This window comes from Campylobacter peloridis LMG 23910 (assembly GCF_000816785.1).
GTDB classification, from domain to species: Bacteria; Campylobacterota; Campylobacteria; order Campylobacterales; family Campylobacteraceae; genus Campylobacter_D; species Campylobacter_D peloridis.
Genome location: NZ_CP007766.1, coordinates 689061 through 704212, shown reverse-complemented (window position 1 = coordinate 704212; position 15152 = coordinate 689061). Strand labels below are relative to the sequence as shown.

Below are 15152 nucleotides of genomic sequence, written 5' to 3'. Positions count from 1 at the left end.
ATGTTTTAAATCAAACCCTTTCTTAACTTACGAATTAAAAATCTAGCAGGGTGCAAAGCATGTATAAAATGTTTTTCAATCCTAGGCTCATCAAAAATCAAAGAAGAAATAATTCTAGCAGATACTATAGCACTAGCAAAAGCTCTTGAGCCATGTGCTATTGAAAAATATAATGGCTTGAAAGATTCTAATTTTTTTTGATTTTTATTTTTATGCCATAAAAGAGCTTTGTAATTTTCTAAATAAAAATCCTCATCATAAGCTTGCCCTACGATAGCAAATCTATCACTTGAGTAGGATCTAAAACCAACCTTGCCTCCGATAATTTCTAAATTTTGATTTTGTAAAAATTCCTTTATGTTTTCAATATTTTGCAAATCATCGCTTCTTGATAATTTGCATTCTTGACTCAATCTATCATAACTTGCACCAATAAGTTGCAAATTTGCTTCTTTATTTATAGGGCAAATATAGCCTTTAGAAGAAAAGGCATGTAAATTATCCAAAAAAGGTTTTACATGAGTACATTGCCCTCTAACGCTACTTAAATTCATATATTTATAAGATAAAAAGTTTTTTACATTAGCACCTTGAGCAAAAATCAAAACATCGTAATCTTGCAAAGATATCTGATTATTAAAATCTAAAATAAATTTTTCATTTATATAAGAATATCCTTTAAAATCATGTTCAAAAAATATTTTTGCCTGACTTTTTTCCAAAAGCGTTTTTACAACCTCTTGTGGTTTAATGCAAAAACCATCTTTTAAGAAAGCCTTATTGCCATCTATTTCAAATAAAACATTATTTTTTTGGCTTGCAAAACGATCTTGCATTAATTGATTATACGCAAATTCATAAACACCTTCAGGAGTAAGTTTTAAAATTTGTCTGTAAAACCTACTAGCTTCTAAAAACGCATACTGAGAAAATTCTCCCAATAAAACATTAGGTTTTAAGATTAAAGAACTTAAGATACCATTAATATTACCAGATGCTCCTTGAGCTAATGTATTTTCCTTTTCAAAAATATCAACTTCACAAGATCTTAAAGAAAGCTCATAAGCTAAACTAGCTCCTGATATACCAGCCCCTATAATAGCTATTTTTTTAATTTTTTTATTCAAAGAAGGTGTGTTAAAATAAGCCAAAGTATCATATTTTTCTTCTTTCAAACCCTTAAAATTAGCCTGAAGCATTTCTCTTTTTTTATAACCTTTGACCTTCTTAACATTAAAATTATTCTCACACAATGCATTTTTAAGTGAACTAGCAGCAGAAAAAGTTAAAACATTTGCATTTACACTTGAATTTTTAGCTACTAATTTTATAATATCCTTATCAAACATATCACTATTTTTAGAAGGTGCAAAACCATCTAAATACCAAACATTAGCTTGAAAACTTAAATTAGATAATTTCTCTTTAGCTTCTCCAAAAACTAAATCTAAAAAACAATTTTGAAAATAAAATCTATAAACCCCATCTTTACAAGGTGGATAAAATTGTAAAAAATATTCTAAAATATCTTTAAATTCATCATAAAAATTAAGTTTTTTATAAATTTCTCTTAATGTTTCTTTTTCAATATAAAAATTTTCAAAACTAATATAAAAAAGCCTTTGATTTTCTTTTTTTTCAATCAAAAAACGCTTTAAAGTGAGAAAAAAATTTAAACCTATACCAAAACCAAGTTCTGCAATAATATTTTGAGAATTACTAAATTCAAAAGCATTAGTATAAATAAATTTACTTTCGTTTAATCCATCATTAGAATTGAAATAATAATCTTCAAAGTCTAAAGAATATGGAGCGTTATCTTTTATGATAATATTAGCTTTTTTCATTGATTTTTGTAAAAATAACTTTCTATGCCATTTGCTATACCAATAGCTAGCAATTCTTGAAAATTTTTATTTGTAAGTCTTGATCTTTCGCTAGGATGACTAATATAACCTGTTTCTATTAAAATAGCAGGCATTTGAGCTCCTACTAACACCCAAAAAGGCGCTTCTCTAACACCACCATCAACAACTTTATATTTTTTTCTCACATTGCTTAAGATTTTTTTTTGCACATCAATAGCTAATTTATTAGAAGCAACTATTTTTTCACGATTTAAGAAATTTAAAAATGTTTGTTTGGAGAAATAATTCATTTCCTCAAAATCTGATTGATTTTCTAACTCAGCAGCCTTTTTGCTTCTTTCACTTCTTGCAGGAGACAAAAAGAAAGTTTCTATCCCTTGTAAAGTTTTTGCTCTTTGTTTATTTGGAGCGGCATTTGCATGGATTGAAATAAACAAATCTGCCATTTTTTCATTTGCCATAGAAGTTCTATCTCTAAGATTTATAAATTTATCTGTACTTCTTGTATAATATATCTTATATCCTCTTTTTTTTAATTCATTTCCTAATTTTAATGCCACACTCAAAACCACATCTTTTTCTCTAACACCTTTATCTCCTAAAGTTCCAGGATCCTTACCACCATGTCCAGGATCAATAACTATAACTTTACCTTGCTTTTTACTCGTAATTTTTTTTACAGAAGTTTTACTAGAAGCTTTTTTTTCAAAACCTACAAACAAATCATCATCATCTAAATCGATATTTACTTTAAAATCATTTAAAGAACTTAAGACTATTCTTACTGTCGTCTTATCATACTGAACTAAGGTAATAGATTGATTTTTATTTATATCATATTTTTTTCTATCCCCTTCTAAAATAGCCTTAAAACTCACAATAGATCTATATGTTTTTCCATCTTTAAAAGAGTTAATTTTTATATCTTCATAATCAAGTTCATTATCTAATTTAACACTAATTCCATTTTTTTCTTTTAAAGATTTTAAAATATACAAAGGTTCTTCTTTTTTCTTAGTAGTAGATACTTTTTTGTTTTTTTCTAAATTAGGTTTTGCTTCTATTTTTTTATTTTCATCTATTCCCATAAAAAGTATTTTTTCTTTTAATTCTATTTTAACTTTTAACTCTTTTTTAGATGTTAAAACTATTCTTATAGTAGCAGGATTAAACTGAGAAACAATAATGTCAAAATCTTTAAATTCAAAATTTTGTTTAGCACCTTTTAAAATTCCGCTAAAATCTGCAACATAACGAAAATTATCCCCTTTTAATGTAAAGTTTTTTATATCTTTTTGTTCAATATTGCCATTTAAATTAAGCAAAACACCATTTATTTTTTTTTCAACAGCTAAAATCGCGAGCTCTTCTTTTTTACTATCTTCTTTTTTACTATCTTCTTTTTTACTAATATTTTCCTGTTTAGTTCCTATCTTTTTGATTTTTTGATCTTGAATTACATTAAGTGCATTTTTTAATCTTTTAATTTCCTCATCTTTAACACCTTCATCTTTTAATTCTTCTATATATGCTTTATCATCAAACCCTAAAGAATTAGAGCTAATAATCAATCTTTTTAAAATTTCTTTTTTATCATCTTGATTATCACTAATAACACTTTGTATATACAAAGATTTTAATTGCTGGTGTAATTGCAATTTTATTTCAGATGAAGAACTTAAAAAAATTTGATCAAATTTTTTAATCTCAGCATTAGCAAAAATACTATAATGAAAAAATAATAAGATAAAAATTATTCTAAGCATCTTCACCATTAACTAATTTTTTCATTAATTCTTCAACGCTAATAAGTTTATCAAGTTTATATCCATTAGCTCCAGTAAAAAATAATCCCGTATCTTTTTTTCCGCTCCATGCATCGTATAATCTATCAGCTATACAATAACCTACTTTAGTAGCTTCTTTACCTCTTCCACATGGTGCAACGCAGTTGCTAACACAAGAAATTTTTGGCCCCATTCTTTTATCTACTAAATTTAAAAGATTAGTTCTTACTCCTCTTGCAGGATATCCTACAGGAGATTTTAAAAGTTCTATATCTTCTTTTTTACAATCAAGTAATACTTGTTTAAAATCTTCACTTGCATCGCATTCAAAAGTTCCTATAAAACGAGTCCCCATTTGAACTCCATTTGCACCTAAAGAAATCATTTTTTCAATGTCTTGTTTATCCCAAATTCCACCTGCTGCGATCAAAGGAATATCACCCCAATTTTTAATTTCTTGTGCAACTTGTGGAACTACATTTTCTAGCTGATACTCTTGCATTAAACACTGCTCATAAGTAAAACCTTGATGTCCTCCACTCTTTGGACCTTCAACAACTACTGCATCAGGCAAGCGATTGTATCTACTTTGCCATCTTTTACAAATAATTTTCAAAGCCTTAGCTGAAGATACTATAGGCACTAAAGCTACATCAGGATAATCTTGAGTAAATTCAGGCAAATTTGTAGGAAGTCCTGCACCTGATACTATTATATTAAAACCTACTTCACAAGCATTGCGTGCAATTTGTGCATAATTGTTACTTGCACATAAAATATTACAGCCCAAAGGTGCATCTTTACAAACCTTTCTAGCATTGTCTATCAAAGCTTTCAAACCAGCTTTAGAATAAAAATTATCGCTACCATAAGGCTTTGCATTAAATTCTTTGTCTATATGAGTTCTATTTTCATAATACCCAGTACCCACAGAAGATATAATACCTAAACCACCATTTAAAGAAACTGCTGATGCTAATTTATCCCAACTAATACCAAGCCCCATACCACCTTGAAATATAGGATATTTTATTTCATGCTTTCCAATTTTTAAAGCTTTAAAACTCATTATATCACCTTTAATTTTGCAAATTTTCTTTTTCCAACTTGTAAAACATATTCTCCGCTTTCTAGTTGAAACTGCTCATCTTGAACTTTTTCTCCATTAATACTCACTGCATTTGATTTAATCAATCTTCTTGCCGCTGAAGTGGAGTTTTCCATTTTACACTCTACCATAGCTTTTGCAATCCAAATACCACCCTCTAAAATAAAGCTTGGCATATCACTAGGAAGCTCTTTTGCACTATGAATTTTATCAAATTCTTCCTTAGCTTTTAACGCGCACTCTTTAGAATGAAAACGACTTACTATTTCTAAAGCCAAATTTTCTTTAGCTTTTTTAGGGTGCAAAGAACCACTTGCAACATCTTCTTTTATTTTTAGAATTTCAGCTAAACTTTTTTCACTTAAAAGCTCATAATATCTAAACATCAACTCATCGCTTATGCTTAAAACTTTTGCATACATATCATTTGCATTTTCTGTTACACCTATATAATTACCTAAACTTTTGCTCATTTTATTTACACCATCAAGTCCTTCAAGCAATGGCATCATTACAACAGCTTGCTCTTTTTGGCAATTATATATTCTTTGTAAATGTCTTCCCATTAAAAGATTAAATTTTTGATCCGTTCCACCCATTTCTATATCACTTTTTAAAGCAACACTATCATAACCTTGCAAAAGTGGATATAAAAACTCACAAATTGATATAGGACTTTGCTCCTTAAAACGCTTAGTAAAATCATCTCTTTCAAGCATTCTAGCAACACTAAAAGTTGAAGTAAGCTCTACTATACCGCTAGCACCCAAATCATTAAGCCATTTGGAATTAAAATGAATTTGAGTTTTATTTGGATCTAAAATTTTAAAAACCTGTTCTTGGTAAGTTTTTGCATTCTTTAAAACCTCTTCTTTATCAAGTTTTTTTCTTGTAACACTCTTTCCTGTTGGATCTCCAATTTGAGCAGTAAAATCACCTATTAAAAACTGCACTATAGCTCCATGTTTTTGAAGCATAGCCATTTTACTTAAAACAACGGTGTGGCCTAAATGTAAATCAGCAGCAGTTGGATCAAAACCAGCTTTTATAAAAAAATTTTCACCTTTTTCGTAATATTTTTTAATCAAAAAAACCAATCTTTCTTCATCAATAATTTCAGCTACGCCTCTTTTAACTTCATTTATAATTTCATCAATATTCATAAAAAACCTTTTTTAATGATTGTTATATGCATCATTTAAAGATGTAAAATCCAAAATTTTATATCTTGCCTTTAATCGTTCTTTAACATTATCTATATCTATATTATTTGGTAATTCCATTTGAATTTCAAAATAATTTGCCACAACTGGTTCTGAATCAGCTGAATTAATACTTAATACATTTACTTGCATTTTAGCTAAAGTAGTTAAAAAATCTGCTAAAGAACCTTTTTTATTTTCTATTGAAACAATAATTTTGTAACTTTTTATCGAGCTATCATTCCAAAAAGCAAAAACCATTTCTTTGTTATTTTCTATCATTTTCATTGCTTGCTCACAAAGTTTATGATGAATTGTTGCGTTTGTAGAATGTCTAAAAGCAATGATTTCATCTCCTCTTTTAGGTCTACAACAATAATCAAAATTAATAGTAGTAATTTTATGATTAGAACCTATAACTATACTTTCAAATTTTTGCTCATTTTGTTCAAATTTTGCATAATTTTGTTTTACATATTTTCTAAGACTAATTATCACATCTTTAAAATAGTTAAAATCTAAAGCGATTTGTCTAAGTTTTTTACTAAAATTTTCTTTTTCAAGCCATTCTTCTATAGTTTTTAAATCTTTATTAAAAACAGTTGCAAGAAGATTTATGGCTATTTTATTATTAAGCTCTTTTTTCTTTTGCTTACAAAAATCTCTAATACTAGCCCTAGCCTTACCCGTTTTAACACTATCTATCCAAGAGCATCTAAAAAATTCCTCTTCCGCAGTTTCAATACTAACTATATCTCCATTTTTAAGCACAGTTAAAAGTGGAACTCTTATGCGATTTACAAAAGCTGCTTTTGCATGAAGTCCTATTTTTGTATGCACTTCATAAGCAAAATCAAGTGCTGTTGCTCCACGAGGTAAAGTAAAAATTTCTCCTTTTGGAGAATATACTGCAATATCTTCAATATATAAACTATCCTTAGCATACTCATAAAGTTCTATAGCATCACAATCTTGAACATCATTGCCATCCTTTCCATGCATAGAAATATCAGTAAGCCAATCTAAATTCGGAGTAGCTATATTTCCTTCTTTGTATTTCCAATGTGCAGCAACACCAAATTCGGCAGTTTTATGCATATCAAAAGTTCTAATTTGTGCTTCAATGATATTTTTAGCATCAAAAAGCGTAGTATGTAAAGTTTGATAACCATTTTGTTTTGGCAAAGCAATATAATCTTTAAATCTTGAAATTAAAGGATTAAAATGAGTATGCAAAATACCTAAAGCTAAATAACAATCATAAATTTTTTCAACTAAAATTCTAACACCTAAAAGATCTAATACTTCATCAAGCCCTACACCTTTTCTTTGCATCTTTAAATAAATAGAATAATTATGTTTAATTCTTTTATGGATTACAAAACTACCTTGTCTAAATCCATTTTCTAAAAATAGCATTTCAATTTTTGATATAAATTCATTAAAGCCTAATTGAATTTGCTGATCTTTAGCATTAATGTAATTATCAATTTGAGCATATTCTTCAGGAAGTAAAAATTTAAAACTTAAATCTTCAAGTAAATTTTTTATACTAGAAATTCCAAGTCTATGAGCTATAGGTGCATAAACAACTAAAGTTTCTTCACTAATTCTTTTTTGTTTATCCTCTCTTAGATAGCTTAATGTAAGCATATTGTGCAATCTATCACAAAGCTTAATAACAAGAACACTAACATCTTCTACCCCAACCAAAAGCATATTTCTAAAAGTTAAAGCAGATTTGGCAAGTTTTTCATTAGAATTTGAACGCGTTAAATGATCTTCTCTAATACTTACAATTTTAGTTAAACCTAAAACTAATTTTACAACTTCTTCGCCAAAATACTGATTTAGCTCATCTTCATTGCATTGAGTATCTTCTAAAACATCATGCAATAAAGCAGCTATAACCATTGATTCAATAGGACTTAAAAAAGCAACAAAAGAAGCTACCAAAATAGGATGAACAGCATAAGGTTCGCCACTTTTTCTAAACTGCCCTTCATGCTTTTTTATGCAAAAATCAACGGCTTTTACAAGAAGTTCAGATTTAGGAAATACAAAAAAAAGTATTTCACTAGCTTTTTGTAAATCTTTACAATTTTTTACATCTTCAACAAGCTTATCTAGCAACAACTCATCATTTATTAACTTCAATAAATCCCTCTAAAACTATTTTATCTTCTGCTATTTCATACAATGCAATATCTGTATATTTATATTTACTCTTATCTAAATCTACCAAAATTTCAGCACCATTTGCAAGCTCTTCTGCTCTTTTAGCTACAACTAAAGCTAGTTTATATCTATCATCTTTCATTTTTTTTAATGCTTTTGCAGCAACTTGTTCTACTCTCATTTTTTTCCTTTTTATTTTTAATTTTTAACAACAGAGCATAAACTCATATCACCCTGTATTATTTTCAATAAATTACCTTCTTTAAACATATTACAAACCACTATAGGTAAAGCATTATCTTTTGCTAGGGCAATAGCTGTATCATCCATTACTTTTATATTATCGTGCAAGGCTCTTTCATATCCTAATTCATTTAGCATTATCGCATCATCAAATTTATTTGGATCTTTATCATAAATTCCATCTACTTTAGTAGCTTTAATGATCATATCTGCTTGAATTTCAACCGCTCTTAAAGTTGCAGCAGTATCTGTGGTAAAATAAGGATTGCCCGTGCCACATGCAAAAATAACTATACGACCTTTTTCTAAATGCCTATGTGCTCTTCTCATAATATAAGTTTCACAAAATGCCTCCATCTGAATAGCACTTTGAACCCTTACATCAAGTCCAGCACTTTCTAAAGCCTCTTGCATAGCTATAGAATTAATCACAGTAGCAAGCATACCCATATGATCACCACTTGTTCTTTTTATAAGCCCATCTCTTGCAGCAGAAACACCTCTAATGATATTACCACCACCTATAACAATACCTACTTCAACATTTTCTTGAATTAAACTTTTAATTTCAGAAGCAATATATTTTAAAATAGAATTTTCTATACCAAAACCATTTTCTCCAGCTAAAGCCTCTCCAGAAAATTTAACCAAAACTCTTTTTCTTTTATTGTTCATTAAAATTCTCCTTTGAAATAAAACTATATCAAAATTCGCATTAAAAAAAACTAATTTACCTAATCATTTCTAAAGGATTTATATGATAATTCTTTTGAGTTACTTCAAAAGTTAAATCACTCTCTACCCTGCCTATTATATAACCCTTTTTTATATTTCTTCCTACTTTTACTCCAGGTGCTATTTTATCCAAATGCGCATAAATAGTATGTATACCATCTTTATTTTCTACAATAACAACCTGCTTTAATGTAGGAGTTGCTTTTGCAAAAACAACTTTACCATCTAATACATTTCTAACAGCTGCATTAGCACTATCGCTTTTTAAAACCACATTTTCATTATAAATTTTTATATTATAAATTGGATCAACATAGTTTCCAAATTTTTGTTTTACCGAATATGACTCAAGTGGTGCTATAGTTTTAGGGCCATTATAGCGTTTTACACTACTAGTTTGATAACTTGAGCCAACTTGTTTTATATTATTAGAAGGTTTTTCATCTTTTTTTTGTGCTATTTTTTCTTCTTTTTCTTTAATAATTTTTAATTTATTTAAAGTTTTTCTTAATTCTTGTTGTTGAGCTTGCAAATTAGAAAGTTTTCTTGTATAAATTTCTTTATCAGTTTTTTGCTTAGCTATTTCTTGTTCTTGCTTTTTTCTAAGATTTTTAAGCTCATCAATTTGTTCTTTATAGCTTTTTAAGTTAGATTTTATAGTTGTTATTTGAGTTTGTTTTTCTTCGATTTTTTTATTCACGCTCTCATAATCTTTAGAAATTTGATAAAATTCTTCTTTAAAAATTTTATCAAGATTATTAACAATTTCTAAAGCAATAATACTATCTTCACTTTCTATATAATTATTAGGAATAGCTAAATCATAAGCAAAATCCTTTGCTATTAAATCAATCAACTTCCCCTCAATTTTATTTTTATTTTGCAAAAGTTCTTTGTTTTGATTATTAAGTTGTTCTAAATCATTTATTTGCTTTTTCACAGAATTTTCAAGTTTAGAAGTTTTAGAACTCAAAGAAGTAATTTCATTTGCAATTTTTTTTAAATTTTTTTCATTATCTAAAATTTCAGAAGCTAAGTCTTCAAGTTTTTTAGAAAGCTGTTTTACTATTCTTTCATTTTCTTTTATATCTTTTTGTTTTTGAGCTATTTCATTCGAAAATACAAAGGAAAATAAAATAAAAAAAATAAGAAAATGTTTTATCATTTTCTTACCTTAAACATTACAAAATTTACACATAAAAAACACACAAAGAGCATGGCTAAAAAAATCATAAACAAATGTATAAATATATTAATTTTAGGCAAGCTTATATCCACACTTTGTAAAGCTAATTTAATTGACTGCAAATCATATACTTGAGTAAAAAATAACACAAGAATTAAAAATGCAATAAAACAATCTATTAAAACTATTTTGTATAGCATAAAAGATCTAAACCAAAAAGGAGCACCAAATAAGCACATAATCTCTACTCTTTGTGTATGCTCAAAAAGCCATATTTTCATTTGTTTAAGCAATAACACAAAACTAAGCAAAATAATAATAAACAAGAAAAACCAAAGCAAAAATTTTGTCAAAACTAATAATTTATATACCTTTGTATGTGTTTTTGCAAAAGTTTCAACCTTGATTATATTGGAATTTTTTAAAAGCTTTTCTTTTAAATTATTTATTTCATCTTCAGATAAAAGTTTATTAAGCTTTAAGGTATAAAACTTAGGCAAAGTTGCTTTTAATACTTCAATATTTTTTGCAGAAATATCATTTTTAAGTCTTTCAAGCATTTCATTTGGATTTAAAATTTCTAAAGATTGAAAATGATTTATTTGATCTTGAATACTCTTTTTATCAATATGACTTTTACTAACTAAAATAATATTATAATCTTTATTTAAAAGTTTTTCATAATGCTCGATAGTTTTATTTGTAATAATTAAAAATTCAAATGCAAACATCATAACCATTAAAGCAAATATTAAAGAAATATGGTTTTTAAAAGATTTCATTCATCCTCCCATTTTCAATATTAAAACGACGATAATCAAGTCTTAAATTTGTAGGAATTCTGTGTGTTACAACTACCACGCAAGTTCCAAGTAATTCTCGGGCTGACTTTAATAAAGTCCATATAATATCTGATGAATACTCATCTAAATTACCCGTAGGCTCATCACACAAAAGTAGTTTTGGATTATGTGCTAAAGCCCTTGCCATAGCAACACGCTGCTGCTCACCACCTGAAAGTTGTGCTGGTTTTTTATCTGCTTTAAAAGTTAAATTAACATGTTTTAAAAGTTTCGCAGCTTGTTCTTTACATATATTTTTACTATAACCTTTTATCATCAATGGTAACATTACATTTTTTTCCACACTAAATTCTTGTATTAAACGATAGTCTTGAAAAATAATGCCTATTTTTTGTCTAAGTTGTAAAAGTTCTGCATTAGAAATTCCTATTAAATTTTCACCACAAACTTTTAAATTTCCACTAATTGGTTCTAAATCACCATAAAAGGATTTTAACAAAGTAGATTTACCACTACCACTTTTACCTGTAATAAATACAAAATCATTATCTTTTAAAGAAAAATTAGCATTTTCTATAACTAGCTCATCATATCCAAGACAAAGCTTTTTAGCTTCTATCATCACTCTTTTACTTCCTTAAATTTATAAAATTATAAATTTTGTATTTTAACAATTTATAGATAAGAATACAAAATTTCTCTTAATTTTTCTAAAGCCTTAAAATTTTCCTTAGTTTTAAAAGGTTTATCAAAAATAAATACATCTTGATTTAACCCTAATCTTATATAAATATGCTCTGGTTTATAAAAAGCACCAAAAGCTATTTTAATAATCAATTCATCACCTTTTATATAAATTCTTTCAAGATGTAAAAAATAATCCTCACCTTTAAAAACTTCATTTTTAAAATTATTTTTTATACAAGATAATTCTTGTTGATTAAAAGATAGTTCTTCTATAGCAAATTTTTTGTTTTCAATCAAAGGATCATTTATACTAAAATTACTAATAACTAAATCATATATATCTTTATTTTGTTTTTTCCAGCGATCTTCATATTTGCTTGAAATTTCTAAATTTTCATTTTTTTTAATCTTAGCCTTTAAATGTGAAAAATTTAAAAATACCTCTAAAGTAAAATCAAAATATAAAAAACTATCTGTTCTAAGCTCAAATTGGCCATTTTCTTTTATAATTCTTGCGCATTCATTAGCAAAATTTGAACTTACCACCCTGCGATGTGGTTTTTTATCCCAAGGAACAGGAAAATGCAAAAATACTTTATCTATTAAATTTGTCTCAATAACACTAAGTAGTAATCTTGCATCAGTTTCTATCAATAAAATATTATTTAAATTTTCATTTAATGCTAATTTAGCTACTTGCTCTAATGCTGGAGTGTAAATTTCTACACCTATAATCAAAACATCAGGATTGTTTCTAGCTTGATATAACAAGTGTCTACCACTACCAAAACCTATTTCTATAAAAATTTTATTTTTATCTTTGATTTGTTTAAGTAATTCTTTTAAATCATTAGCAATCAAAGGAGTTTTTTGAACTAATCTTGTATGTTTTAAAGCCACTGCTTCATTGATAATTTCTTGGCAGAAGTTTTCCTTAAAAACAAGTAATGCTTTTTGCAAATATCCTATTTGAGATGGCTTTGTATGCTTCTCACCTTTTATAAGCCATTCTTGTTTTTGGGTATTTTTTTTAATTTGCAAAAAAAAGCATTCTTGCTTCATACGCGTAAAAAGTAAATCTACATTTTCACCTTTTGCTATCCATAAAAATTCAACCCCTTCTTTTTCAAAAGGAAGTTGAATTTCTTTTAAAATTTTACACTTAAAATTTGGCATTATTTTACTGCTGTAAATTTATCCGAAGCTTTTGATTCAATACCATTAGCATCAATAGCAATAACTTCATAACTATATACTTTTCCAGGAACTGCGGTTATATCTTTTAGTTGCTTAGATTTAATCTCTTTAAAAATAGCACTATTTCCACCGCCACTTCTTTTTACTATATATTCTTTAGCCCTATCATCATTATCAACCCATTCAACTCTAATACCATCATCTTCAATTGCGCATAAAATAATACTAGGCGCTAAAGGAGCTCCCAAAGTAATACCTTCTACAGGCTCATTGCTTATAGGACTTTCCAATCCATCTTTATCTACCATGCTTACTTTATAATATCTTTTTTCAGCTATACCTTTTACTATATCCTCATAGGTATTTTCAGAAGTTTTTGCTATCACGCTAAAAGGTAAAAAAGTAGTAGAACTAGAATATATTTTATAGTAAGCAAAATCAGCATAATCAATTTTATCCCAAGTTAATATGATTTTCCTTGGTGCATCTTTACTTGCTTGTAAATTATTTACCATAGGAGGTAAAGCTTTTGTGGTTGATTCTACTATTTTACTTGGCATACTTTTAATACCATCATAAGTCATAGCAATAATTCTATATTGAAAACTTTCATCAGGTTTTAAAGAATCATCTATATATTCTGCACTTAAGCGATTTTTAACCCTAGCAAGTTCTTTAAATTTCATATCTTTCATATTTGCACGCTCAATAATGTATGAATTTACTCTTACATCAGGATGTGGTCTCCATACTATTTTTACACGATTTGGTAATCCCACTATAGCTTGTACAAAAGGGATAGCATCAATAACCCTAGTTGTAGATACTTCAATACTCACTCCATCTTGAGAAATTTGTCCAAGTTCGTTAAATGTTTTCATAGAATAATAATATTTTGTATTTGGCTCTAAATTAGTATCAATATAATGTGTTTGAAATTTATTCTTAATTTTAGCAATTAACTCCATAGGTGCTCCTATAGAATTTGCTCTATAAATATAATATCCTGCTATATTTTGTTCATATAAAGGCTCCCATTCAAAAGCAATACTTGTAATATCACTAATGCTTTTTATACTTGCAACTTTTGGCAAATTTTCATCAATTTGTGCCACTTGAGGGGTGCTCATAGTAGTACTGCAAGCACTAAAAACCAAAGCAGAACTTAAGATAATCCAATGAAGTTTTTTCATCTATTTCTCCTTGTGTAAAATTCTCTTTTAAAATTTGATAAAAATCATCAAACATTGGAGCTTTTACAAACATAAGCTCTTTTGTTTTTGGATGAATAAAATAAATTAAATATGCATGAAGCATTACTCTATTATACTTTATTTTTCCTTTATATCCGTATAATTCATCACCTAAAATATGACGATTAAAATCATTCAAATGAACTCTAATTTGATGTGTCCTTCCTGTATATAATTTTGCAGCTATCAAGGAGCAATTATCACTAGCTAATAAATTAATAAATTCTGTTTTAGCATTTTTTGCTTGAGGAGTAAAACTTGTTGTAGTAATTTTTTTAAGTCTATTACTAGGACAACGCATTATAGCTTTTTCATTAATCATTCTTTTTTCTTTTAAAGCCAAATCGCACAATGAAAGATAAAACCTACCCATGCTTTTGTCTAAAAGTTGCATGGCTAAAAACTGATGCGCAGTATTATTTTTAGCTATCAAAATAGCACCACTTGTGCCTTTATCTAGTCTATGCACCAATCCTGCTCTACATTCGCCATTTAAATTTGATAAAGAATAACCTTTATACAAAAGCCAATCAACTAAAGTTGCTTCTTTAACACTAGTTGCTCCATGAACTACTATATTTGGTGCTTTATTTAAAATTAAAATATCATCATCTTCGTATAATATATCTATATTAAATTCTGGAATATATTTTTCTTTAATATCTTTTATTTGCGGGATTAAAAGCATTATTTCATCTTTTTTTTTAATCTTATACGAGGCTTTGTTTTCTAACTTATTATTAACAAAAACATTCTCTTCTTTTATAAGTTTTAATATTTGAGAGCGACTTTGATTTAATGCTTTTGATAAAAAAATATCCAATCTTTCTTCACAGAGTGATGAAATTTTTAGCATATTATAATTCCTTATTATAAAATTTGCAATTTTAGCATATAATTACACA

General features: G+C 27.5%; 13 protein-coding genes. All 13 read right to left on the bottom strand.

Features of this window, described 5'->3' with window-relative positions; genetic code table 11:
• Positions 1-5: 5 nt before the first annotated feature.
• From mnmC to CPEL_RS03415, 13 genes are read right to left on the bottom strand one after another with little or no spacing between them, the layout of a single operon-like run.
• A complete protein-coding gene (gene mnmC / locus CPEL_RS03475) occupies positions 6-1847 on the bottom strand; it encodes a bifunctional tRNA (5-methylaminomethyl-2-thiouridine)(34)-methyltransferase MnmC2/FAD-dependent 5-carboxymethylaminomethyl-2-thiouridine(34) oxidoreductase MnmC1 (protein WP_044598617.1) in 1842 nt (613 codons plus the stop codon).
• Positions 1844-3634 carry an N-acetylmuramoyl-L-alanine amidase gene (locus CPEL_RS03470; protein ID WP_044598616.1) on the bottom strand — a complete coding sequence of 597 codons (1791 nt, stop codon included), beginning with the start codon at positions 3632-3634 and terminating at the stop codon, positions 1844-1846. The genes mnmC and CPEL_RS03470 overlap by 4 nt, the downstream gene beginning before the upstream one ends.
• Positions 3627-4724, bottom strand: a complete 1098-nt coding sequence (locus tag CPEL_RS03465; RefSeq protein ID WP_044598615.1) for a nitronate monooxygenase — start codon at positions 4722-4724, stop codon at positions 3627-3629. Before CPEL_RS03465 ends, CPEL_RS03470 begins: the two co-directional genes overlap by 8 nt.
• Positions 4724-5926, bottom strand: coding sequence for a tyrosine--tRNA ligase (gene tyrS / locus CPEL_RS03460; protein ID WP_044598614.1), 1203 nt, complete (start codon positions 5924-5926; stop codon positions 4724-4726). Before tyrS ends, CPEL_RS03465 begins: the two co-directional genes overlap by 1 nt.
• A gap of 12 nt (positions 5927-5938) precedes the next feature.
• Positions 5939-8122 carry a RelA/SpoT family protein gene (locus CPEL_RS03455; protein WP_044598613.1) on the bottom strand — a complete coding sequence of 728 codons (2184 nt, stop codon included), beginning with the start codon at positions 8120-8122 and terminating at the stop codon, positions 5939-5941.
• Positions 8106-8324 (bottom strand): DNA-directed RNA polymerase subunit omega, encoded by a 219-nt coding sequence (locus tag CPEL_RS03450; RefSeq protein WP_044598612.1) that lies wholly within the window; start codon positions 8322-8324, stop codon positions 8106-8108. The genes CPEL_RS03455 and CPEL_RS03450 overlap by 17 nt, the downstream gene beginning before the upstream one ends.
• A gap of 17 nt (positions 8325-8341) precedes the next feature.
• Positions 8342-9061, bottom strand: a complete 720-nt coding sequence (gene pyrH / locus CPEL_RS03445; protein WP_044598611.1) for a UMP kinase — start codon at positions 9059-9061, stop codon at positions 8342-8344.
• A gap of 55 nt (positions 9062-9116) precedes the next feature.
• Entirely contained in the window at positions 9117-10286 is a 1170-nt protein-coding gene (locus CPEL_RS03440; RefSeq protein WP_044598610.1) for a murein hydrolase activator EnvC family protein, read from the bottom strand.
• Positions 10283-11089, bottom strand: coding sequence for an ABC transporter permease (locus tag CPEL_RS03435; protein ID WP_044598609.1), 807 nt, complete (start codon positions 11087-11089; stop codon positions 10283-10285). Before CPEL_RS03435 ends, CPEL_RS03440 begins: the two co-directional genes overlap by 4 nt.
• Positions 11076-11732 (bottom strand): cell division ATP-binding protein FtsE, encoded by a 657-nt coding sequence (locus tag CPEL_RS03430; RefSeq protein WP_044599514.1) that lies wholly within the window; start codon positions 11730-11732, stop codon positions 11076-11078. Before CPEL_RS03430 ends, CPEL_RS03435 begins: the two co-directional genes overlap by 14 nt.
• 53 nt (positions 11733-11785) lie before the next feature.
• On the bottom strand, positions 11786-12973 hold the full coding sequence (gene trmB, locus CPEL_RS03425) for a tRNA (guanosine(46)-N7)-methyltransferase TrmB (RefSeq protein ID WP_044598608.1): 1188 nt from the start codon (positions 12971-12973) through the stop codon (positions 11786-11788).
• Positions 12973-14187 carry a fibronectin type III domain-containing protein gene (locus tag CPEL_RS03420; protein ID WP_044598607.1) on the bottom strand — a complete coding sequence of 405 codons (1215 nt, stop codon included), beginning with the start codon at positions 14185-14187 and terminating at the stop codon, positions 12973-12975. The genes trmB and CPEL_RS03420 overlap by 1 nt, the downstream gene beginning before the upstream one ends.
• Positions 14141-15103 carry an RluA family pseudouridine synthase gene (locus CPEL_RS03415; RefSeq protein WP_044598606.1) on the bottom strand — a complete coding sequence of 321 codons (963 nt, stop codon included), beginning with the start codon at positions 15101-15103 and terminating at the stop codon, positions 14141-14143. The genes CPEL_RS03420 and CPEL_RS03415 overlap by 47 nt, the downstream gene beginning before the upstream one ends.
• Positions 15104-15152: the final 49 nt, after the last annotated feature.

Bases quoted from the DNA above. Each gene is read 5' to 3' on its own strand.
- CPEL_RS03440 (WP_044598610.1), bottom strand. From the start codon at position 10,286: ATGATAAAACATTTTCTTATTTTTTTTATTTTATTTTCCTTTGTATTT.
- CPEL_RS03435 (WP_044598609.1), bottom strand. From the start codon at position 11,089: ATGAAATCTTTTAAAAACCATATTTCTTTAATATTTGCTTTAATGGTT.
- pyrH (WP_044598611.1), bottom strand. From the start codon at position 9,061: ATGAACAATAAAAGAAAAAGAGTTTTGGTTAAATTTTCTGGAGAGGCT.
- CPEL_RS03450 (WP_044598612.1), bottom strand. From the start codon at position 8,324: ATGAGAGTAGAACAAGTTGCTGCAAAAGCATTAAAAAAAATGAAAGAT.
- CPEL_RS03470 (WP_044598616.1), bottom strand. From the start codon at position 3,634: ATGCTTAGAATAATTTTTATCTTATTATTTTTTCATTATAGTATTTTT.
- trmB (WP_044598608.1), bottom strand. From the start codon at position 12,973: ATGCCAAATTTTAAGTGTAAAATTTTAAAAGAAATTCAACTTCCTTTT.
- CPEL_RS03430 (WP_044599514.1), bottom strand. From the start codon at position 11,732: ATGATAGAAGCTAAAAAGCTTTGTCTTGGATATGATGAGCTAGTTATA.
- CPEL_RS03415 (WP_044598606.1), bottom strand. From the start codon at position 15,103: ATGCTAAAAATTTCATCACTCTGTGAAGAAAGATTGGATATTTTTTTA.
- CPEL_RS03420 (WP_044598607.1), bottom strand. From the start codon at position 14,187: ATGAAAAAACTTCATTGGATTATCTTAAGTTCTGCTTTGGTTTTTAGT.
- tyrS (WP_044598614.1), bottom strand. From the start codon at position 5,926: ATGAATATTGATGAAATTATAAATGAAGTTAAAAGAGGCGTAGCTGAA.
- CPEL_RS03465 (WP_044598615.1), bottom strand. From the start codon at position 4,724: ATGAGTTTTAAAGCTTTAAAAATTGGAAAGCATGAAATAAAATATCCT.
- mnmC (WP_044598617.1), bottom strand. From the start codon at position 1,847: ATGAAAAAAGCTAATATTATCATAAAAGATAACGCTCCATATTCTTTA.